Source organism: Streptomyces sp. NPDC059443, assembly GCF_042750105.1.
GTDB lineage: Bacteria > Actinomycetota > Actinomycetes > Streptomycetales > Streptomycetaceae > Streptomyces.
Genome location: NZ_JBHYVM010000044.1, coordinates 43,633 through 64,322 on the forward strand (window position 1 = coordinate 43,633; position 20,690 = coordinate 64,322).

The following is a 20,690-nucleotide window of genomic DNA, read 5'->3' on the forward strand; positions in this document are numbered from 1 at the left end:
CGGCGCCCCGGCGCGTACTCACTCCGCGCCCCGGGGCCGCGTCTGGTGCGGGCTACCCGCCGGCGCCGGTCCGGGCCCCGGCAGGCTGCCCCGGCGCGCGCCCCTTCGTGCGTACGGGCCCGGGCCCCGGTCAGGCGGCCGGGGCGGACGGGATGCGGTGCGTCAGGCAGCCGTGGCCGGCCAGCGAGCACGGCTGGGGAACGGGCGTGCGGTGGTCCACTTCGAAGACCCCCATCAGGACGGGGTCCAGGTAGGTGAGGGAACGCGGGGCCGGCCGCGGTTCCGGGGTGCGCAGCAGTTCCAGGTACGCGGCCTCGGTCTCCGGAGCCGGATCGATGCCCAGCTCCTCCGCCAGCACCTCGCGCAGCTGCTGATAACTGCGCAGCGCCTCCGCGCGGTTGCCGGCCCGGGTGTGGGCCGCCATCCGGCAGCGGTACGCGCTCTCCCGGAACGGGGCCCGGCGGACCGCCTCCTCCGCGTACCGCAGCGCGTGGTGCTCGTCGCCCAGGGCGGAGGAGGACAGGCTCGCGGTCTCCAGCGCCTTGAGGCGGAGCTCTTCGAGCTGTTCGCGCATCGCGTTGACCCATTCGCCCTCGTGGGAGGGGAGGAACGAGCCGCGCAGGTTCGACACCGCGCCGGCCGCGAGCTGCTGGGCCACCGCGTACGAGCCCTCCGCGTAGGCCTCGGCGGCCTCGGCGACGGCGATCTCCGCGCACTCCACGTCCACGGCCACGTCCTGTGGCACCCGCAGGAGGTAACGGCCGCCCTGCGCGACCAGCGGAGTGACCCCCGGCAGGTCCTGCGGGGTCGAGACGAAGGTACGTACCCGGCTGACGATGCTGCGCAGCGCCGACCCCCAGGTGTCCGGCAGGCCTTCGGGCCATACGGTCTCGGCCAGTTGGTCACGGTCCGTGCCGCCGGTCCGCTCCAGGAGCAGCCGGGCGAACGCGACCTGTGCCTGTGCGCCCGAGAGGTGCTGGGGCGGTGCTCCGTCCGGTTCGATCGTGACAAGACCTATGAGTCTGATCAGCACTCTGCACTCTCCGAAACGGTCGTCTTCCGGCCGTGCCCCCCGTAGTTCGTGCGATTCAGAGAATACCGGCGGGCCTTCTCCGTATGTCAACAGAGGCCGACAAACATTCCCGTCCGAATGAAACCCGAGGTCCGGGCATTCCCTGCCGCTTTTCGAGTGCGGCCATGGTCCCGCTCTTGCGCCGCTATTGCGCCCCCCGAGTCTTAATGGAGTCGTACTAGAGCCGAGCCGGAGAAACGGCGGAGCGCCGATGGAGTTCCGGGTCGGCCGGACGATCGCGACGAGGAGAAGTACGTGAACGCATCAGCTGCCTGGAAGCGCCTGGAGCCGAAACTCGCTTACTTCCGTGACCGGGTCCGGTCGCTGGAGTACGAGCCCAACCGGAAGAACAGCTTCGTCGCGTACACCGCCGAGCGTGATTCGGCGTACGTGGACCAGGACGGCCGGCGCCTGCTGATGATGTCGGGTTACAGCTACCTCGGACTGGCCGGCGACGAGCGCGTGGTCTCCGCCGCCAAGGCCGCCGTCGACCGCTACGGCACCGGCAACCACGGTGTCCGGGCCCTGGCCGGGACCACCCCGCTGCACGAGGAGCTGGAGGCCGAGGTCGCCAAGGTGGCCGGCCGCGAGCAGGCCCTGGTCTTCGGCTCCGGCTACGCCGCGAACACCGGCACCGTCGGCGCCATCGTCGGCCCCGGCGACACCGTCTTCATCGACAAGTACGACCACGCCAGCATCGTCGACGGCTGCAAGCTCTCCGGGGCCACCGTCACCCGCTTCCGCCACAACGACGTCGCCCACCTGGAGCGCCGCCTGGCCGCCGCCCCCGACACCGGCGTCCGCCTCGTCATCGTCGACAGCGTCTACTCGATGGACGGCGACATCGCCCCCCTCGTCGACCTGCGCAAGGTCTGCGACGCCCACAACGCACTGCTGATGGTCGACGAGGCCCACGCGCTGGGCGTCATCGGCGCCACCGGCAAGGGCATCGAGGAGCACTTCGACTACGAGGTGAAGGTCGACGTCAAGCTCGGCACCCTCTCCAAGGCCATCCCCTCCATGGGCGGCTGGGTCGCCGGCTCCGCCGAGTTCATCCACCACCTCCGGTACGCGGCCCGCCCCTTCCTCTTCTCCGCCGCCCTCGGCGGGGCCCAGACCGGCGCCGCCCTGGAATCCCTGCGGATCCTCCAGCGCGAGCCGGAGCGGGTCGAGTTCATCCAGCGGGAGTCCGCGCGCTTCCGCGGCATGCTCCACGACGCCGGCATCAGCACCGTCGACAGCGAGACCGCCGTCGTCCCGGTCATCGCCGGATCGGACGAGGCCGCGTACGACCTCGCGACCGTCTGCCGCAAGAACGGTGTGATCGGCCTCCCCGTGGTCACCCCGGCCGTCCCCAACGACCTGGCCCGGCTGCGCATCGCCATCACGGCCGCGCACACCAAGGCGGACATCGAGTTCGCCGCCGAGGCCTTCATCAAGTCCGCGCGCGAGTGCCGGATCATCTGACCGCCTCCCGGACCCCTTCGCTTGAGGAGTAGACATGCCTGGACCGTCCAGGGGCAGTTCGGCGCGGCCGCCCGTAGCCATCACCGGCATGGGAGTGGTCACCCCCGGCGGGTGCACCCCGGACGAGCTGTGGGAGACGCTGCGGGCCGGCCGGTCCACCGCCGCCGAGCTCACCCACTTCGACCTCAGCCGCCACCGGGTACGGATCGGCTGCCGGGTCCGCGGGCTCGACGGGCTCGCCGGACTCGTCCCGGCCAAGGAAGCCCGCCGGATGGACCCCTTCGCCCACTACGGGACGGCCGCGGCGCTCGCCGCCCACCGGGACGCGGGATCTCCCACCGCCGAAGCGGGCCGCACCGCGATCGTCGTCGGCAACGCCGTCGGCGGCCGCGCCACCAGCGACCTGGAGTCCGCCCACTTCACCGAGGGCGGTCCGGCCCGGGTGAACCCGCTGATGCCGCTCATGACGATGCCCAACGCGGCGGCCGCCCACATCGCCATCCGGCTCGGCTGGACCGGCCCCGCCCTGACCGTGGCCAACACCTGCGCCAGCGGCGCCGACGCCATCGGCCACGCCCTGATGCTGCTCCAGACCGGCCGCGCCGACCTCGTCATCGCGGGCGGCGCCGAGCACACCCTGACCCCCGTCACCCTGGCCGGCTTCGGCAACCTCAACGCGGTCTCCTTCCGCAACGACGATCCGGAGCACGCCTCGCGCCCGTTCGACAAGGACCGCGACGGCTTCGTGATGGGAGAGGGCGCCGGGTTCGTCGTACTGGAACGGCTGGAGGACGCGCGGGCGCGCGGTGCGAAGACGTACGGGCTGGTCGCCGGGTACGCCGCCACCGCAGACGCCCACCACCTCGCGATGCCGCTCCCCGACGGCGCGGGAGCCGCGGCCGCCATGGCCGGAGCCATCGCCGACGCCGGCCTCGACCCCTCCGACATCGTGCACGTCAACGCGCACGGCACCTCCACCCCGCACAACGACCGGTCCGAGGCCGCCGCCCTGACCAAGGTGTTCGGCACCGCCCAGCCGCCCGTCACCGCGCCCAAGTCGGTGATCGGACACCTCATCGGCGCCGCCGGGGCCGTCGAGCTGATCGCCACCGTGCAGGCCATGCGGCACTGCGAGGTACCGCCCACCGCCAACCACGAACAGCTGGAGCCAGGAATGGACATCGACGTCGTCCACGGCGCACCGCGCGCCGTGCGCCCGGGACCCGCGATCACGAACTCCTTCGGGTTCGGGGGCCACAACTCCTCCGTGGTGGTGACGCCGGTATGACGCTCCTGACCCTTCCCAGCCCGGTCCGCACCCTCACCGTCACCGAACCCGAGATCACCGACTACCGCGGCGCCGCCCGGCGCGGCCTGCCGACCGCCCGGCCCGGCCAGGCCTCGCCCGTCCACACCTTCGTCCTCGCCCACACGGTCGCGGAGCAGACGGTCGCCGCGCTCACCGCGGACGAACCGGGCCCGGTCTCCGTCGTCCACCTCGGCCAGGACATCCGCACCGTGCGGCCGGTCAGGCCGGGCGAGGAAGTGACCGTACGGCTCGACGTGCTCGGCATCCGCAAGGAGCCGCGCGGCGCGCGGATCGCCCTGCGGGTACGGCTGACCGGCGAGGACGGCCCGGAACCCTTCGCGGAACTCGTCATCTCCGCCCTGCTGGTGGGCGCGACCCTGCTGGAACCGTTCGGCGAGATCGCGGGCGGCGCCGCCGCCCCGGTCCCGCAGGGGGCCGGCGAACCGCAGACCGCGGTGCACGAGCTGACCGCCGACTGGATCACCGCGTACGCCCAGGCCTCCGGGGACCTCAACCCCATCCACCTGGACGCGGAGGCGGCCCGCGGGGCCGGTTTCGACAGCGTCATCGCGCACGGCATGAGCGTGGTCGCCCTCGCGGTGGAGGAGGCCGTGGACCGCTTCGCGGGCGGCGACTCCGCCCGGGTGCGCGGCCTCGGCTGCCGCTTCTCGGCCCCCGTGCCCCCGGACATCCCGCTGGAGATCACCCTCCAGCCCGACGAGGGCGCCCGCGTCGTCCGCTTCACCTGCAAGACGCCCAAGGGCGCCGCCGTCAAGAGCGGCTGGATCGAGCTCGCCCAGCCGGACTCACCGGAAAGAGGCGAACTGCCGTGACGACCCATCCGAACGACACCGCGACCAATCCGAACGACACCGCGACCAACCCGGCCGATTCCGCGATCGACCCGACCGGCCCGGCCACCCCGGCCAGTCTGGCCGCCCCCGTCGTCGAGCTCGGGCTCCTCGGGGGATTCCTGACCCAGGTCCGCGACCGCCCCCACGCCACCGCGCTGGTCTTCAACGGCGCCGAGACCACCTACCGCGAGCTGTACGAGCTCGCCGGAGAGGAACGGGACCGGCTCGCGCGGCTGCGGCTGGCCCCCGGGGTGCCGGTCGGAGTCCTCGCCGACAAGTCCCCCGCCGCCGTGGCCCTCGTCCTGGGCTGCCTGCTCGCCCGGCGGCCGATGCTGCTCCCGTCCCCGGCCCTCGCCGACACCCTGCTCGCCGATCTCTTCGCCCAGGCCGGCTGCGCCCACGTCCTGGCCCCCGGCGGCGAACCCGCCCGGGTCGCACCCAATCCGGACGTGGCCGCCCAACCGCTGCCCGCCGAAGAGGCCGCCGAGGTGGCCTTCATGCTCACCACCTCCGGCTCCACCAGCCTGCCGAAGATCGTCCCGCTGGGCCTGGACGCCGTGGACCGCTTCACCCGGTGGGCCGGCAACGCCTTCGACATCGGCCCCGACCGCACCGTCCTCAACTACGCCCCCCTCAACTTCGACCTCTGCCTCCTCGACGTCTGGACCACCCTGGCCCGGGGCGGCCGCGTGGTCCTCGTGGACCCGGCGCTGGCGGCCCACGGCCGCCACCTGAGCGACCTGGTCCGGCGCCACGAGGTCCACGTGGTGCAGGCCGTCCCGATGGCCTTCGGGCTCCTCCTGGACGCGGCGGCCAAGACCGGCGACATCTTCCCGGGCGTCGAGCAGGTGATGTTCACCGGCGACGCGATCCCCGACCGCACCTTCGCCGCCCTGCCCGCCCTCTTCCCCAAGGCCCGCATCCACAACATCTACGGCTGCACCGAGACCAACGACAGCTTCATCCACGAGGTCGAGACCGGCGAGACCGCGGCCACCTCCTTCCCGCCCGTACCGATCGGCCGCCCGCTGCCGGGCGTGGGCGCCCTGGTCATCGACCCCGACACGGACACGCTCGTCAGGGGGCCCGGCAGCGGGGAGCTGTTCGTCTCCACTCCCTTCCAGACCCGCGGCTACCTCGACCGCACCCGGCACGCCGACAAGTTCACCGGCCATCCGCTCGGCCTGGACGACCGCCGCTGGTTCCGCACCGGCGACCTCGTACGGCGCGACGCGGCCGGCACCCTGCACCTGACCGGACGCACCGACTTCCAGGTCAAGGTGCGCGGGGTCGCCGTCAACACCGCCGAGATCGAACGGGTCCTCCAGGAGCACCCCGGAGTGCTGGAGGCGGGCGTCGCCGCCCTGCCCGACCCGATCGCCGGCCGCCGGCTCGTCGCCGCCGTGCAGCGGGCCCCCGGTTCGGCGCTGACCGGCCTGCAACTCCGTACGCACTGCGCACGGCACCTGCCCAGGGCCGCCGTGCCCCACCAACTCACCCTCACCGACGCGCTGTTGCCGAAGACGGCCACCGGAAAGATCGACCGCAAGGCGCTCGACCGCCTCGACCAGCCGACTTCCCCGGCCGCCGAGTCCTCGGCCGCCACATCCGCCGCCACACCTCTCGCAGAAGGAATCCCGTCATGAGCAACGTCGACACCATCAAGAACTTCGTCATCACCGAGTTCCTCCCGGGCACCCCGGCCGCCGAGCTCGCCGTCGACCACGACCTGCTCAACGACGGGGTCATCGACAGCCTGGGAGTCCTCAAGCTCATCGCCTGGGTCGAGGACCGCTTCGAGCTCGCCATCGGCGACGCCGACCTGGACCCCAACAACTTCCGCAGCGTCGAGGCGATCGACACCTTCATCGCCGAGTCCCGCCGCACGGCGGCCGCGTAGCACCGCCGACCACCACCCCGACGGAGACGAGAGGAGAGCGACCGTGCACGACGCACTCACCGGCCTGCTGGAGCAGCGGGCCCCGGTCGGCCGCGAGACCTGGCGGTCCTGGTGGGACCAGCTGGGGGAAGGCGGCCTCGACAGGGCCGAGGTACTCGCCCTGCTGGCCTCCCTGACCAGCAGGCTCCCCGACCACGAGACCCTGCGCCACCTGTTGGACTCGCTCGCCGAGCGCCGGCCGGAGGCGGCTACCGGGGGTGCCCCCTGGGAGGGCACCGTGAACGTCGTCGGCACCGGCGGGGGGCCCAGGACCTTCAACATCTCCACCGCCTCGGCCTTCGTCGCCGCGGCAGCCGGGGTCAAGGTGGTCAAGACGGGCTCGCGGGCCTACACCAGCTCGCTCGGCTCCGTCGATCTGCTGGAACGGCTCGGCGTCCGCCTCACCTCCTCCTACGCCCAGACCGAGGACACCCTCGCCAGGTACGGGATCGCCTTCGCCGGGCCCTTCGTCTACCCGGCGCAGCTGACCCGGCTGGCGCGGACCGTGGCCCCGCTGAGCATGAAGCCCTTCGGCCGCTTCCTGAACGCCCTGGGCCCCTTCCTCGCGGACCTGCCGGTGACCGCCCAGGTCACCGGGGTCTCCGCGGCCGCTCCCCTCGACACCCTGCGGCAGCTCGCCGCGACCACCACCACCCGCCGGATCTGGCTGACCGCGAACGACACCGGCGCGGACGAGCTGCTGCCCTTCGCCACCAACACCGTCTACGGGGAGGACTCCCGGTCCCGGATCATCCGGCCGGGCGAACTCACCCCGGGCAACGGCTCCTTCGGGGACCTCCGGCCGGCGGCCGAGCCCGCCGGGGCGGTGGCCCACTTCCTCTCCGTCCTCTCCGGAGCGGCGGGCCCGGTGGCCACCCGCACGGTCTGCCTGGGCGCCGCCGCCCTGGTGGTGGCCTCCGGCATCCGCCGGGACTGGCCCTCCGCGGTCGCCCTCGCGGAAGGCGCCGTCCTCTCCGGCGCCGCCCACGAACTGGCGCAGCGCATCGCGGCGGCCGGCAAGGCCACGGCTCCGAAGACCACGAATTCCCAGGACCCGGCCGCCCGCACCCTGGCGGTGGCCCGTGCCTAGCCCGGCGCAGGCGGGGACCCTCGTGGCCCCGACCCCGGCACCGGCGGGCCCGGCGCCCTTCTTCGCCCACCGCGCCCCCGGCGGTCCGCCCGGACTGGCCCTGTTCCTCAACGCCGGGGACCCGCCGCTGCCGGTCCTGCGCGACCTGGTCCTGATGCTCGACGAGGAGGGCGTGGACTGCCTGGAACTGGCCGTCCCGTTCCCCGACTCGGTCACCGACGGCCCGGTCATCCGCCGCTCGGCAAGCCGGGCGCTGGAGCGGGGAGGGGCCGCGCTGGACGACGTACTCGCGTTCATCGCGGAGGTACGGCCGCACCTGAACCACACCCGGATCGCCCTGCTCGCCGACTGGAGGTACTCCCTGGCCCACCGGGACCTGTCCGAAGCCACCCGGGAGATCGCCGCATCGGGTGCGGACGGACTCCTGATCCACGCGCTGCCCCCACGGCTGCGCGGGACGCACCTGGAGTCGGCCGCCGCGGCCGGACTCCCGGTCGTCACCACCTGCTACTCCAAGAGCCCGCCCGAGACGCAGGCCCAGGCCGCGGCCTGCGCCTCCGCCTACCTCTACCTCGTCGCCCACTACGGACGCAGCGGGACCGCACCGGCCGCCGGCCACGCCGCGCTGGCCCGGACGGTCGCCGGACTCCGGGCGCACACGGACTCCCCGATCGCCGTCGGCTTCGGGGTCAGTACACGGCAGGACGTGGAAGCCGTCGGGGCCAGTGGCGCCGACGCCGCGATCATCGGCTCCGCTGCGGTGGCGGCCGTGGAGCGGGCGCAGGAGACCGGCCGCGACGTGACCGAGGCCTTCCGCGAGTTCGTCCGCTCGGTCCTGCCGGCGGCCGGGACCGCTACCGCAGCAGCATCAGCGACCGCACCCGTAGACCCGCGCTGACCTGCCTGATCACCAGAAGAGAGCTCCACCCCTCATCCGCAGCATCCGTGCACCACCCTCACACCGGGAGAATCCCATGATCGTTCGCGACATCGAGTCCGTGAAGACCGTCGAGTGGGGCAACGGCCTGAGCCGCCGCTTCCTCCTCGCCCAGGACGGCCTCGGCTACTCGCTCACCGACACCCTCGTGCTGGCCGGCACCAAGTCCCGCCTGGAGTACGTCAACCACCTGGAGGCCTGCTACTGCATCGAGGGATCGGGCGAGGTCATCGAGCTCGACGGCACCTCGCACGAGATAGTCCCGGGCCGGATGTACGCCCTCGACCAGCACGACGCCCACTACCTCGTCGCCAGCCCGCACGAGGACCTGCGCCTGGTCTGCGTCTTCTCGCCGGCCCTGCGCGGCGACGAGGTCCACAGCCTCGACGCCCACAGCTCCTCGGCCTACTGAGCCCCGCGGGCGCCCGCCCGAGCGCCACCCCATCCGAAGCACCACCGAATCACCACCGAAAAAAAGGGGTCCGTCGTGATCCGTTGGAACGCCGACCAGGCAGATCTGCGCGAAGGCCTGGAGCGGTGGGGAGACGCACTCAGCGCAGACCACATCGAACTCGACGAGCACTCCGCCTTCTCCGAGGACAAGTGGAAGCTCGTCCAGAAGACCGGGATCCTCTCACTGCCCTTCGACGAGGACCACGGAGGCCTCGGGCAGTCCATCCTCACCACCATGTACGTGCTGGAAGGCCTCGGCGAGTACAACCGGGACTCGGGCCTCAGCTTCTCGGTCACCACCTCCATCTGCTCCACCGGGATCCCGATCCAGCAGTTCGGCACCTTGGAACAGAAGGAGCGCTACCTGCCCCAGATCTGCTCCGGCGAGGCCATCGGCGCCCACGCCATCACGGAGGCGGAGGGCGGCTCCGACGCCATGGCGATGACCACCAGGGCCGTCCGTGACGGGGACGACTTCGTCATCAACGGCAGCAAGGTCTTCGTCAGCAACGGACCGATCGCCGATGTGATCGTGGTCTACGCCCGGACCCATCCGGACGGCGGTCCGCTCGGGACGACGGCGTTCCTGGTGGACCGCAACACCCCCGGACTGACCGCCGGCAAACCCATCAAGAAGATGGGGCTGCGCACCTCGCCGCTGAGCGAGCTGTTCTTCGACGACGTACGGGTCCCCAAGACGGCGGTGCTCGGCAGGGTCGGAGGCGGGTTCCTGGTCCTGGACCACGTGATGAAGCGGGAGATCCTCTTCTCCTTCATCGTCAACGTGGGGGAGATGCAGCACCGGCTGGAGCGGTGCGTCGATTACGCGAAGACGCGCATGTCGTTCGGAAAGGCGATCGGTTCGTACCAGACGATCGCCAACAAGATCGTCGACACGAAGATCCAGCTGGAGACCGCCCGCAAGTGGCTCTACGACACGGGCGAGAAGCTGGAGGCGGGCGAGAACGTCACCGTGGACCTCGCCATCGCCAAGCTCGTCACGAGCGAGAGCAACCTGGCCACGAGCCTCACCGCCGTGCAGATCTTCGGCGGCCACGGCTACATGTCCGAGTTCGGCCTGGAGCAGGACGTGCGCAACGCCCTCGGCGGCACGATCTACTCCGGCACGAACGAGATCCAGTACAACCGCATCGCCTCGATGCTGGGACTGGGCAAGTGAGCACCGCGCACCGCCCGCTGTCCCGGACGCTGCTGAAGGTCTGCGGGGCCACCGCCCCGCAGGACATCGAGGCGGCGGCGGCCGCCGGGGCCGACTGCGTCGGCCTCTGGCACGGCGTACCCGGCGGCCCGTCGGACCTGGACCCGGACGGGTTCGCCGCCCTCGCGGCGGCGGCCCGTTCGGCCGGGCTCCTGCCGGTCCTGGTCACCTTCCTGGCGGACGCCGGCGAACTGGCCGGGATCGTGCGCCGCACCGGCGCCCGCTGGGTACAACTGCACGCGTACCAGCCGCCGGCCGTCGTACGGGCGCTGCGCGAAGCACTGCCCGCCGAGGTCGGCATCGTCAAGGTGCTGCACGTCCAGGAGGACGGGGGCTGCGTGGAACGCCCGCTGATCGGGGCGTACGAGCGGGCCGGCACCGACCTCTTCCTCCTGGACACCGCCACCCGCGACGGCCGGATCGGCAGCACCGGCCGCACCCTCGACCCGGACCTCGTCACCGCCCTGCTGCCCCGGCTGTCCCGGCCGTTCCTCCTGGCCGGCGGCCTCACCCCGGCCAACCGGCCCGCGTACGAGGCCGTCGTCCGCCACGAAGGGTTCCGCGGCATCGACGTGGACACGGCGGCGCGCGACCTCACGACCGGCGGCTTCGGCATCCCCGAGATCGCCGCCCTGGCCCGCGCCTGGCGCACGGAAGCCCGCCTCCCCGACCACCCACAACTGGAGCTCTCGCGATGACGAAGCAGAACCGGACCGGCTTCCCTTTTCTAGAGGCCCTCCTGGCCTCCCCGACCCCCGTGGTGATGGAGGTGAAACGGCGCGACGCCCACGGCTACGACATGCTCGGCGGCCGGACCCCGGCCGCCATCGTGGAGGCGTACGAGACCGCGGGCGCACCCTGCATCTCCGTGGTGACGGGCCGCTGGTTCGGCGGCTCGCCCGCGCTGCTGCGGGACGTGGCGGCGCTGACCGACCTGCCGCTCCTCCAGAAGGACTTCATCACCCGCAAGGACCAGATCCGCACGGCCAAGGAGCTCGGCGCCTCGGCGGTGCTGCTGACGGCGGCCCTGCTCCCGGAGTCGAGCATGCGGACCCTGGTGACGGAGTGCCTGCTGACCGGGCTCACGCCCTTCGTCGAGATCACGAAGGAGTCCGAGCTCGCATCGGTCCACCACCCCGAGGAGTGCGTGATCGCGGTCAACAACAAGGACATCAAGACGCGCGAACGCGGGGCCGGCGACCTCGGCCGCTCCCTGGACCTGCTCCCGGCGGTCCGCGAGACCGGCGCGGCGTGCCCGGTGAGCGCGAGCGGCATCGACGGGCCGGCGAGCGCCGCCGAACTCCTGGACGCGGGCTTCGGAGGGCTCCTGGTGGGGACCTCGCTGCTGCGGACCGGTTCGCCGGCGCACTGGGTGGACTCGATGGCGGGCGCGCGCAGGGGGCTGGCGCTCCGATGACCACGACGGCCTTGACTGCGACCGCGACCGCGGCTTCGACCGCGGCTTCGACCGCGCCGCGCCGGAACGACCGGTACGTGCTGGACGCCGGCGGCATACCGCTCTCCGCGATCCTCGTGGAACCCGCGGCGGGCACCGGACCGAGGTCCACCATCCTGGCGGTGCACGGCCGCGGCATGCGGGCGGCCTACTGGAACTCCTTCGTCCCCCTGGCCACGGCCCTCGGCCACGCCGTCCTCGCCGTGGACCGGCCGGGATACGGGGACTCCGCGGAACTCCTCCCGGAAGGCCAGACCCTCGCGCAGCAGGCGGACACCCTGCACGCGGCCCTGAAGGAACACGCCCGTACCCACGAGACCGGCGCCGGGTTCTTCCTGCTCGGCCACTCGGACGGCGGCAAGGTCGCCCTCCACACGGCGGCGGCCCCCGGCGCGGTGCCGCTGCTGGGCCTGGACACCTCCGGCACCGGCTACCACTACAACCCCGAGGCCCTGCACTTCCCCTCGACCCTGGGCGGCGGCGCCACGAAGCTCAACTGGGGCCCCCTGAACCTCTACCCGCGCGGCACCTTCCAGGCCAGCCGCGCCCTGCTCTCCCCGACCCCGGCCCGCGAATCGGCGGAAACCATCCACTGGCCCCGCCAGTTCGAGGCGCTGGCCCCCGAGGTACGGATCCCCGTCCGGCTCACCTTCGCGGAACACGAGGCCTGGTGGCACCTGGACGACGCCACCCTGTCGGCGATGGCCTCCCGGCTGACGGCGTCCCCGTCGGTCACGGTCGACCATCTCCCCGCGGCGGGCCACAACATCGGCCTGGGCCACTCGGCGAACGCCTACCACCTGCGGACCCTGGCCTTCCTGGAGGACTGCCTCCGGACCGCGAGGCCCTCGTAAGCAGACCGACCGCGCCCGGTCGAGCGGGCGCGGTCGGTCGATGTGGGCCGGTCGGGGCCGGTTCGGTCGGGGCAGGGGTCAGGCGGCCACCACCCGGCCCACCAGCTGGTCCCGGATCCGGGCCGGGATCGCGGGCGCGAAGCGCTGGAGGTAGTGGTCCAGGTGGGAGTCGTCGCTCACCAGGAACGGCAGGTCGAAGACCAGGAGCTTGCGGACCGCCAGCAGGGGCTGCGGGGCGCGCAGCGGCCGGAAGGCCTCGTTGTAGAGGCCCGGCTCCTCGCACACCGGGTGGAACTGGCCGATCATCAGCCCCTCCGCCACGAACTCGTCCTTCGCCTTGCGCTGGAGCTCGTCCAGTTCCACCGAGTCCGTCGGGTCGAAGCCCGGCAGCACGAGGAGGATGGTGAGGAGCTCGCGGTCCTCCGGGGACAGCCGTTCCGACAGGAGCGCGTGCCGGGTGCGCAGCGAGTCGACCGCCGAGTGCAGGTCCTCGCACTCGGCGGAGGGCAGGGCCAGGTGGAACAGTTCCTTGCGGAGCGAGGGCTGGGTGTACGGGCACACCGGGCCGGTGCGGCCCAGCTCGGGGTGGCTGGAGACCAGGAAGTCCCGGCTCCACGCGAGGACTTGGAACAGCGGGCCGAGGTGCTCCGGCGGCACTTCGCCGCGGGCGACCTCGCCGGCCGTCCAGGACTGGATCAGGTCGTCTCCCCTCATCGGGGGCTCCTCCACATCGGTCGCAGAACGGGTCCGCCCTCGGGCAGGTTGATGTCGCCGCCCAGCCGCTCGAAGCCCGCGCGCCGGGACGCGGCCTCGCCGCCGGGCGAGCTGGCCTCCGTGTAGACGCCCACGCCCTCGGCGTCGGCGCGGACCAGCAGCCGGCCGACGAGCTCGGAGATCAGCCCGCCCTTCTGCCGGCCGGTGCGGACCGCGGCGAAGGAGATGTAGTAGTGCGGAGCGTCCTGCGGGTGGCGTTCCGCCTGGAGCCGGCCGATGGCGCGCAGCGCCTCCAGCGCGTGCGGGTCATCGCCCAGGACCTCGGCGAAGGCCGCGTCCAGGGCGGCCTCGTCCGGTTCGGCGCCGGGCGGCAGGAAGAGCAGCACCGCGTCCTCGTCCGGGGTGGTGAGCACACTGCCGTACGAGGCCGAGAGGCCGAGGAACACCTGGAAGAACCCGGGCAGCAGCTCGGCTCGCCGCCGCTCGTCGGGGATCATCCAGCGGGCCAGGGCGTCGTCGTGGAAGGAGTCGGCGAGGAGGGCGCAGAGGTCGGTGCCGGTCGGTGCCGATAGCGGGGTCGGAGTCGGTGTTGGTGTCGGGGTCGGGGACAAAGCGGGGCCTCCGGTCGGGGAGATGGGAAGGGCGGGGGAGCGGGGGCCGGGCTCAGGCCGCCGCGCGGCCGAGCGAGGCGAGCTCCGCCACCCGGTGGTGCAGGGTCGGCAGGTAGTGCTCGGACTCCGGCTTGATCAGGACGCTGCGGATCACCCGCGCCGCCTCCGCGTCCGCGGTCACCCGAGGGTGGCGGCGTACGAACGCGTCGGCGTCCGCGCGCAGCACGCTCAGGAACACCGGGTCCGCCTCGGCCTTCATGCCGTCGCGCAGCAGCCGGTCCGAGGCCGCGTCGATCGAGGACAGGCTGTGGTCGGCGGTCGCCGGGAAGTACGTCACGATGTCGAGGTCCGGGCGCTGGTACAGGACCAGTTCCTCGGACTCGGTCAGCAGGTCCGCCCAGCGCAGCGCGGCCCGCCGGTTCGCGGCGAGGATCCCCCCGAAGCCGTCCGGGGTGAGCGGCAGCAGCTGGAGGGTCAGCCACAGGCCGGCGGCCGCCGCGCCCGCCCGGGAGCACTCCAGGCTGATCTCGCCCAGATGCAGGTCGGAGTCGGTGAAGTAGGTGTACGGCGAGTCGTGCGCGAAGTGGCGTCCGGCCCGCGGATCCGGGAACAGGACCGCTCCGCAGCCGTACGGCTGGAGCCCCTGCTTGTGCGGGTCGACGACCACGGAGTCGCACTCGGCGATCGCCCGCCACGGCGCCGCGTCGATGGAGCCGGTGCCCGCGCGGCCGAGGATCGCGTAGAACCCGCCGTAGGCCGCGTCCACGTGCACGCGCGCCCCGTACCGGCGGGCCAGCGGCAGCACCTCGTGCACGGGGTCGACCGAGCCCAGCCCGGTCGTGCCGGTGGTGACGACCACGGTGCCGATCCGGCCGCCGCGCAGCGCGTCCTCCAGCGCGTCGAGGTCGATGCGGCCGTGCGCGTCGGCCGGGATCCGGTGGCCCTCCATGCCCAGGACGTGACACATCCGCTCGTGGGTGTAGTGGCATTCGCTGCTGTACGCGATCCCGCGGTCCGGGTGCAGCTGCCGGGCCACGTACAGGGCCTCCAGGTTGGCCATCGTGCCGCTGGTGGTGAGGTGGCCGATGTGCGCGGCCAGGCCGAACATGCCGGCCAGCTCGGCGACCGCCTCGCGTTCCATCTCGGTGGTCGCGGGGCCGCCCTCGGCGGCGTGGTTGTTGGGGTTGAAGAGCATGGCGGTGAGGTAGCCGGTGACGGCCGCCGGGTGCGGGGGCTTGACCATTTGTCCGGCGTAACGCGGGTGGAAGAACGGATAGTTGTCGTCCATCCGCTTGGCGAGACGGTCGAAGGCCCTGGCGAACGCGTCGGGGTGGACGCGGTGGGCCTCGTGGGTCTCGTACGGGCCGAACTGCCCGCCCCACCGCTCCGCCACCCCGAGCGCGCGCGGCAGCCAGTCGCGTAAGTCGTGCAGGTCGTGCAGGTCCACGGGAGCCTCCCCCAGCCGCCGCCCAGAGCGGCGCGAGTCGCGCGTACGCGGTCATACGTACGCACGAGGGAGCGTTACCGAGCCCCCGCAAGGCCCGCGCAACCCCGGATGCCCGCACACCATCTGGGCTCCAGTGATGCGCAAGCCGGGTCTGGTGCACTCGCGGCGCGACACCCGTGCGACGGCTGTGCGAGACCCGTGCGAGACCCGTGCGAGGCGCACCCCCGCGGGGCTCCGTACGCATCCCTACGCTTCCCAGGAGGAAACCCCATGGTCACCAGACGCCGCGTGCTCGGCGGTTCGCTCGCCGCGGTCGGCGCGGGCCTGTTCACCACCGGTGGACTGGCACCGCTGCTGGGCGCCCGGTCCGCGGCGGCCGTCACCGCCGTCACCGTCCCGCCGCCCTTCACCGTACGGATGCCGCTCGCGGCGCAGCTCACGCCGGTCAACGTGCTGGGCGGCCAGGACACCTACGCGGTCACGATCTCGGAGGTGGAACGGGAGATCATCCCCGGGGTGCAGACGAAGGTCCTCACCTACAACGGGCAGTTCCCGGGCCCGGTACTGCGGGCGCGCAGCGGCCGGAAGGTGGTGATCCGGCACCGCAACACCCTCACCATGCCGGTCTCGGTCCACCTGCACGGCGGCAGCGTCACGCAGGAGAACGACGGCGGCCCGATGGACACCTTCGGCCCGAACACCTCGCGCACGTACACCTACCCGAACCAGCAGCCGGGCGCCTCCCTCTGGTTCCACGACCACGCCCACCACATGGAGTCGGAGCACGTCTTCCGCGGCCTGTCCGCCATGTACCTGCTCTCCGACGAGAACGAGCGCTCGCTCCCGCTGCCGTCCGGCCAGTACGAGGTCCCCATCGCGCTGCGCGACGCCCGCTTCGACGACACCGGCCAGCTGGTCTACGTCATGGACGACGCCTTCGGCCGGACCACCATCCTCGCCAACGGCCGCCCGACCCCGTACTTCGAGGTGGCCGCCCGGAAGTACCGTTTCCGGCTGCTGAACTCCTCCAACATGCGCTTCTTCCAGCTGCGCCTGTCGGACGGCGGCCAGATGATCCAGATAGGCACGGACGGCGGGCTGCTGGAACATCCCTTCCCCACGGACACGATCGGACTGTCCCCGGCGGAGCGCGCGGACGTGGTCATCGACTTCTCCCGCTACCCGGTCGGTACGAAGATCGTCCTGGAGAACACGCTGGGCCCGGGAACCCCCGACCAGGTGGGCAAGGTCATGCGCTTCGACGTCGTACGGACCGCCAACGACCCGAGCCGCGTACCGGACGTGCTGCGCACCCTGCCGGCGATGCCGGCGGCCACGGTCCAGCGGAACATCGTGTTCAGCATGGACGAGGACGGCCGGCAGGAGCCGCGCGGGCTCATCGACGGCCAGGAGTGGGACTACCGGCGCATCGACCAGACCGTCGCGTTCGGCAGCTCGGAGATCTGGACCGTCACCAACGCGAACAAGCTCATCCCGCACAACTTCCACATGCACCTGGTCCAGTTCCGGGTCCTGGAGCGCAACGGCGCCCCGGTGGGGCCGGGCGAGGCGGGGCTGAAGGACACGGTCCGGCTGTTCCCCGGGGAGACGGTCAAACTGCACGCCACCTTCAACACGTACAGGGGGACGTACGTCTACCACTGCCACCTGCTCGACCACTCGGCGATGGGGATGATGGCGAACTTCCGCGTCTGGTAAGGGTGTTGTTGCGGATCGAGAGGGGGTGGGGAAGTCTCCCAGCCCCGCTCGATGCGCGCTCAAGGACGGGCCGAGGAACGGCCGGAAGGATCCTCGGCAACAGACCATGTCCGGCCGTGTCCCCCACGAGTCCAAGCATGGGTCGCTCTGACCCGCCGGTTCTGACCCGCCGGCTCCGTCTGCCCTGCGCGTCCTGACCGACCGCCCCGCCTGAAGATCCGTCCCCGAACCATCAGGAGTGACATGTCCCGCCGTCTGTTCACCTCCGAGTCCGTGACCGAGGGTCACCCCGACAAGATCGCCGACCAGATCAGCGACACGATCCTGGACGCGCTGCTCGCGGAGGACCCGTCCTCGCGCGTGGCCGTGGAGACCCTCATCACCACGGGTCTCGTGCACATAGCCGGTGAGGTCACCACGCAGGCGTACGCGCCCATCGCCGCGCTGGTGCGCGAGAAGATCCTGGAGATCGGCTACGACTCCTCGGCCAAGGGTTTCGACGGTGCCTCGTGCGGTGTGTCGGTGTCGATCGGGGCGCAGTCCCCGGACATCGCGCAGGGCGTGGACACCGCGTACGAGCAGCGTGTCGAGGGCGAGGAGGACGACGAGCTGGACCGTCAGGGCGCGGGCGACCAGGGCCTGATGTTCGGCTACGCGTGCGACGAGACCCCGGAGCTGATGCCGCTCCCGATCCACCTGGCGCACCGGCTCTCGCGCCGTCTGTCGGAGGTCCGCAAGGACGGCACGATCCCGTACCTGCGCCCGGACGGGAAGACCCAGGTCACCATCGAGTACGACGGTGACAAGGCGGTCCGCCTGGACACGGTGGTGGTCTCGACGCAGCACGCGGCGGACATCGACCTGGAGGCGTTGCTGACTCCGGACATCCGTGAGCTGGTGGTGGAGCACACGCTGCGCCGGCTGGCGGAGGACGGCATCAAGCTGGAGACGGAGGGCTACCGGCTCCTGGTGAACCCGACGGGTCGTTTCGAGATCGGCGGCCCGATGGGCGATGCCGGTCTGACCGGCCGCAAGATCATCATCGACACGTACGGCGGCATGGCCCGTCACGGCGGCGGCGCCTTCTCGGGCAAGGACCCGTCCAAGGTCGACCGCTCGGCCGCGTACGCCATGCGCTGGGTCGCCAAGAACGTGGTCGCGGCCGGTCTGGCCTCGCGCTGCGAGGTCCAGGTCGCGTACGCCATCGGCAAGGCCGAGCCGGTGGGTCTGTTCGTGGAGACCTTCGGCACCCACACCGTGCCCACCGACGCCATCGAGCAGGCGATCGGCGAGGTCTTCGACCTGCGCCCGGCCGCGATCATCCGCGACCTCGACCTGCTGCGCCCGATCTACGCCCAGACCGCCGCGTACGGCCACTTCGGCCGCGAACTCCCCGACTTCACCTGGGAACGCACCGACCGCGCCGAGCGACTGCGGGTAGCCGCCGGCGCCTGAGCGGCCGCCTCGCAGCTCAGTCCAGTCCAGTCCAACTCAGTCCAGTCCAACTCAGTGCAGTGCAGTGCAGTGCAGTGCAGTTCAGCCCAGTCCTGACGAGACAGACCAGACCTGACCAGCTCACAGGAGTCCACGTGCGTATCGCGGTGACCGGATCCATCGCCACAGATCACCTCATGGCCTTCCCGGGCCGGTTCGTCGACCAGCTGCTCCCCGATCAGCTGGAACACGTCTCTCTGTCCTTCCTCGTCGACAACCTCGAAGTCCGGCGGGGCGGAGTGGCCGCCAACATCGCTTACGGGCTCGGCGGCCTCCGCTTCGACCCCGTGCTCGTCGGGGCCGTCGGCCCCGACTTCGGCGAGTACGAGGTCTGGCTGAAGGAACACGGGGTCGACACCGGCTCGGTGCACGTCTCGGCCGGGCACCAGACGGCCCGCTTCATGTGCCTGACCGACCGGGATTCCAACCAGATCGCCTCGTTCTACGCCGGTGCGATGGCGGAGGCCGCCGAGATCGACCTGCGGGAGATCATCGCCCGCAGCGGTCCCCTGGACCTGGTCCTCGTCTCGCCCAACGATCCGGCGGCGATGGTCCGCCACACCGACCAGGCCCGCGCCCTGGGCATCCCCTTCGCCGCCGACCCCTCGCAGCAGCTCGCCCGGCTCTCGCGGGACGAGGTGCGGACCCTGGTCGACGGGGCCCGCTGGCTCTTCACCAACGAGTACGAATCCGCCCTGCTGCGCGAGCGCGCCGAGTGGAGCACGGAGGAGGTGCTGGAACGGGTCGGCACCTGGATCACCACGCTCGGCGCGAAGGGCGTCCGTATCGACGCCAAGGACGAGCCGACGGTCAGTGTCGCCGCCGTCCCCGACATCGAAGCCGCCGACCCGACCGGCGTCGGCGACGCCTTCCGCGCCGGCTTCCTGGCCGCCGTCGGCTGGGGACTGCCGCTGGAAACCGCGGCCCAGCTCGGCTGCGCACTGTCCGCGCTGGTCCTGGCAGAAGTGGGTTCGCAGGCGTACGAGATCCATCCCGAGCGGCTCCTCACCACCCTGCGCACGGTCTACGGGGAGCGGGCGGCCGGGCTGCTGGAACCGAAGGTGGGGCAGTCGGCATGACGACGCACGCGCAGGAGCGGGCGGACGCCCTGAGGGAAGCCCTCGCCTCGCGGGTGGTGGTCGCGGACGGCGCGATGGGGACGATGCTCCAGGCGCAGGATCCGTCGATGGAGGACTTCCAGCAGCTTGAGGGCTGCAACGAGATCCTCAACATCACCCGCCCGGACATCGTGGCGAACGTGCACCGGGAGTACTTCTCGGTGGGTGTGGACTGCGTCGAGACCAACACCTTCGGCACCAACTACGCCGCCCTCGCCGAGTACGACATCGCCGACCGCAACCACGAGCTGTCGGAGGCGGGTGCCCGGATCGCGCGTGAGGTCGCGGACGAGTTCACGGCTTCCACGGGTCAGCAGCGGTGGGTCCTGGGTTCGATGGGCCCGGGTACGAAGCTGCCGACGCTCGGTCACATCGGTTATCCGCAGATCCGTGACGCCTATCAGATCAACGCCGAAGGCCTGATCGCCGGTGGTGCGGACGCGCTGCTCGTGGAGACGACGCAGGACCTGTTGCAGACGAAGTCGGCGATCGTGGGTGCCCGGCGGGCGATGGAGACGTTGGGTGTCTCGGTCCCGCTGATCTGCTCCGTGACCGTGGAAACGACCGGCACGATGCTCCTCGGGTCGGAGATCGGTGCGGCACTGACGGCGTTGGAGCCGTTGGGCATCGACATGATCGGCCTGAACTGCGCGACCGGTCCCGCTGAGATGAGCGAGCACCTGCGCTATCTCGCGCGGAACTCGCGCATCCCGATCTCCTGCATGCCGAACGCCGGCCTGCCGGTCCTGGGTAAGAACGGCGCCCACTACCCCCTGTCCGCCTCCGAGCTCGCCGACGCGCAGGAAGCCTTCGTCCGCGAATACGGGCTCTCCCTCGTCGGTGGCTGCTGCGGCACCACGCCCGAGCACCTGCGCCAGGTCGTGGAGCGGGTCCGCGGCCTGAGCCCGGTCGCCCGGGACCCCCGCCCCGAGCCGGG

General features: G+C 71.9%; 20 protein-coding genes. 16 read left to right on the forward strand and 4 right to left on the reverse strand.

All coding sequences use genetic code 11. The annotated features are described in order from the left end of the window. Positions 1–130: 130 nt before the first annotated feature. Positions 131–1,033, reverse strand: a complete 903-nt coding sequence (locus ACFXDJ_RS32065; protein ID WP_384655176.1) for a BTAD domain-containing putative transcriptional regulator — start codon at positions 1,031–1,033, stop codon at positions 131–133. Between the two features lie 294 nt (positions 1,034–1,327). Between ACFXDJ_RS32065 and ACFXDJ_RS32070 the strand changes: the two genes are divergently transcribed. The 12 genes from ACFXDJ_RS32070 (at position 1,328) to ACFXDJ_RS32125 (ending at position 12,650) form a co-directional block, all read left to right on the forward strand. Continuing rightward, positions 1,328–2,539, forward strand: a complete 1,212-nt coding sequence (locus tag ACFXDJ_RS32070) for an aminotransferase class I/II-fold pyridoxal phosphate-dependent enzyme (protein ID WP_384655174.1) — start codon at positions 1,328–1,330, stop codon at positions 2,537–2,539. Positions 2,540–2,573: 34 nt separating this feature from the next. Further along, on the forward strand, positions 2,574–3,827 hold the full coding sequence (locus tag ACFXDJ_RS32075) for a beta-ketoacyl-[acyl-carrier-protein] synthase family protein (RefSeq protein WP_384655171.1): 1,254 nt from the start codon (positions 2,574–2,576) through the stop codon (positions 3,825–3,827). Further along, on the forward strand, positions 3,824–4,681 hold the full coding sequence (locus ACFXDJ_RS32080; protein ID WP_384655168.1) for a MaoC/PaaZ C-terminal domain-containing protein: 858 nt from the start codon (positions 3,824–3,826) through the stop codon (positions 4,679–4,681). Before ACFXDJ_RS32075 ends, ACFXDJ_RS32080 begins: the two co-directional genes overlap by 4 nt. Next, positions 4,678–6,348 (forward strand): AMP-binding protein, encoded by a 1,671-nt coding sequence (locus ACFXDJ_RS32085; RefSeq protein ID WP_384851072.1) that lies wholly within the window; start codon positions 4,678–4,680, stop codon positions 6,346–6,348. The genes ACFXDJ_RS32080 and ACFXDJ_RS32085 overlap by 4 nt, the downstream gene beginning before the upstream one ends. Further along, positions 6,345–6,602 (forward strand): acyl carrier protein, encoded by a 258-nt coding sequence (locus tag ACFXDJ_RS32090; RefSeq protein WP_384655163.1) that lies wholly within the window; start codon positions 6,345–6,347, stop codon positions 6,600–6,602. Before ACFXDJ_RS32085 ends, ACFXDJ_RS32090 begins: the two co-directional genes overlap by 4 nt. Before the next feature lie 43 nt (positions 6,603–6,645). Next, a complete protein-coding gene (locus ACFXDJ_RS32095) occupies positions 6,646–7,731 on the forward strand; it encodes a hypothetical protein (protein ID WP_384655160.1) in 1,086 nt (361 codons plus the stop codon). A 22-nt stretch (positions 7,732–7,753) separates the two neighbouring features. Then, the gene (gene trpA / locus ACFXDJ_RS32100) at positions 7,754–8,629 is read left to right on the forward strand and encodes a tryptophan synthase subunit alpha (protein WP_384655157.1); all 876 of its coding nucleotides are present in this window, start codon (positions 7,754–7,756) and stop codon (positions 8,627–8,629) included. A gap of 76 nt (positions 8,630–8,705) precedes the next feature. After that, the gene (locus ACFXDJ_RS32105; protein ID WP_384655154.1) at positions 8,706–9,080 is read left to right on the forward strand and encodes an ectoine synthase; all 375 of its coding nucleotides are present in this window, start codon (positions 8,706–8,708) and stop codon (positions 9,078–9,080) included. Between the two features lie 75 nt (positions 9,081–9,155). Next, positions 9,156–10,301, forward strand: a complete 1,146-nt coding sequence (locus ACFXDJ_RS32110; protein ID WP_384851074.1) for an acyl-CoA dehydrogenase family protein — start codon at positions 9,156–9,158, stop codon at positions 10,299–10,301. Continuing rightward, a complete protein-coding gene (locus ACFXDJ_RS32115) occupies positions 10,298–11,038 on the forward strand; it encodes an N-(5'-phosphoribosyl)anthranilate isomerase (RefSeq protein WP_384655149.1) in 741 nt (246 codons plus the stop codon). The genes ACFXDJ_RS32110 and ACFXDJ_RS32115 overlap by 4 nt, the downstream gene beginning before the upstream one ends. Continuing rightward, positions 11,035–11,757: an indole-3-glycerol-phosphate synthase gene (locus tag ACFXDJ_RS32120; protein ID WP_384655146.1), complete on the forward strand. Its 723-nt coding sequence runs from the start codon at positions 11,035–11,037 to the stop codon at positions 11,755–11,757. Before ACFXDJ_RS32115 ends, ACFXDJ_RS32120 begins: the two co-directional genes overlap by 4 nt. Before the next feature lie 11 nt (positions 11,758–11,768). Then, positions 11,769–12,650 (forward strand): alpha/beta hydrolase, encoded by an 882-nt coding sequence (locus ACFXDJ_RS32125; RefSeq protein WP_384655143.1) that lies wholly within the window; start codon positions 11,769–11,771, stop codon positions 12,648–12,650. Between the two features lie 78 nt (positions 12,651–12,728). Here ACFXDJ_RS32125 and ACFXDJ_RS32130 read toward each other — a convergent pair whose 3' ends face one another. Genes ACFXDJ_RS32130 through ACFXDJ_RS32140 form a run of 3 tightly spaced genes read right to left on the reverse strand, consistent with a single transcriptional unit; the run spans position 12,729 to position 15,422 of the window. Continuing rightward, on the reverse strand, positions 12,729–13,364 hold the full coding sequence (locus tag ACFXDJ_RS32130) for a DUF6875 domain-containing protein (RefSeq protein WP_384655140.1): 636 nt from the start codon (positions 13,362–13,364) through the stop codon (positions 12,729–12,731). Continuing rightward, complete coding sequence (locus tag ACFXDJ_RS32135; protein ID WP_384655137.1) at positions 13,361–13,975, reverse strand: hypothetical protein; 615 nt, start codon at positions 13,973–13,975, stop codon at positions 13,361–13,363. The genes ACFXDJ_RS32130 and ACFXDJ_RS32135 overlap by 4 nt, the downstream gene beginning before the upstream one ends. A 52-nt stretch (positions 13,976–14,027) precedes the next feature. After that, a complete protein-coding gene (locus ACFXDJ_RS32140; protein WP_384655135.1) occupies positions 14,028–15,422 on the reverse strand; it encodes a pyridoxal phosphate-dependent decarboxylase family protein in 1,395 nt (464 codons plus the stop codon). 270 nt (positions 15,423–15,692) lie between these two features. Between ACFXDJ_RS32140 and ACFXDJ_RS32145 the strand changes: the two genes are divergently transcribed. The 4 genes from ACFXDJ_RS32145 to ACFXDJ_RS32160 all read left to right on the forward strand — a co-directional run. Next, positions 15,693–17,141 (forward strand): multicopper oxidase family protein, encoded by a 1,449-nt coding sequence (locus tag ACFXDJ_RS32145; RefSeq protein ID WP_384655132.1) that lies wholly within the window; start codon positions 15,693–15,695, stop codon positions 17,139–17,141. A 243-nt stretch (positions 17,142–17,384) separates the two neighbouring features. Beyond that, positions 17,385–18,596 carry a methionine adenosyltransferase gene (metK, locus tag ACFXDJ_RS32150; protein WP_384655129.1) on the forward strand — a complete coding sequence of 404 codons (1,212 nt, stop codon included), beginning with the start codon at positions 17,385–17,387 and terminating at the stop codon, positions 18,594–18,596. 134 nt (positions 18,597–18,730) lie between these two features. Further along, on the forward strand, positions 18,731–19,714 hold the full coding sequence (locus ACFXDJ_RS32155) for a carbohydrate kinase family protein (RefSeq protein WP_384851076.1): 984 nt from the start codon (positions 18,731–18,733) through the stop codon (positions 19,712–19,714). Continuing rightward, positions 19,711–20,690: homocysteine S-methyltransferase family protein (locus ACFXDJ_RS32160; protein ID WP_384851078.1), on the forward strand; the 980-nt coding region annotated here is incomplete at its 3' end. The genes ACFXDJ_RS32155 and ACFXDJ_RS32160, both read left to right, overlap by 4 nt.

Excerpts from the sequence above, each read along its gene's own strand:
- ACFXDJ_RS32075 (WP_384655171.1), top strand. The coding sequence starts at position 2,574 with ATGCCTGGACCGTCCAGGGGCAGTTCGGCGCGGCCGCCCGTAGCCATC.
- ACFXDJ_RS32080 (WP_384655168.1), top strand. The coding sequence starts at position 3,824 with ATGACGCTCCTGACCCTTCCCAGCCCGGTCCGCACCCTCACCGTCACC.
- ACFXDJ_RS32090 (WP_384655163.1), top strand. The coding sequence starts at position 6,345 with ATGAGCAACGTCGACACCATCAAGAACTTCGTCATCACCGAGTTCCTC.
- ACFXDJ_RS32105 (WP_384655154.1), top strand. The coding sequence starts at position 8,706 with ATGATCGTTCGCGACATCGAGTCCGTGAAGACCGTCGAGTGGGGCAAC.
- ACFXDJ_RS32120 (WP_384655146.1), top strand. The coding sequence starts at position 11,035 with ATGACGAAGCAGAACCGGACCGGCTTCCCTTTTCTAGAGGCCCTCCTG.
- ACFXDJ_RS32130 (WP_384655140.1), bottom strand. The coding sequence starts at position 13,364 with ATGAGGGGAGACGACCTGATCCAGTCCTGGACGGCCGGCGAGGTCGCC.
- ACFXDJ_RS32145 (WP_384655132.1), top strand. The coding sequence starts at position 15,693 with ATGGTCACCAGACGCCGCGTGCTCGGCGGTTCGCTCGCCGCGGTCGGC.
- metK (WP_384655129.1), top strand. The coding sequence starts at position 17,385 with ATGTCCCGCCGTCTGTTCACCTCCGAGTCCGTGACCGAGGGTCACCCC.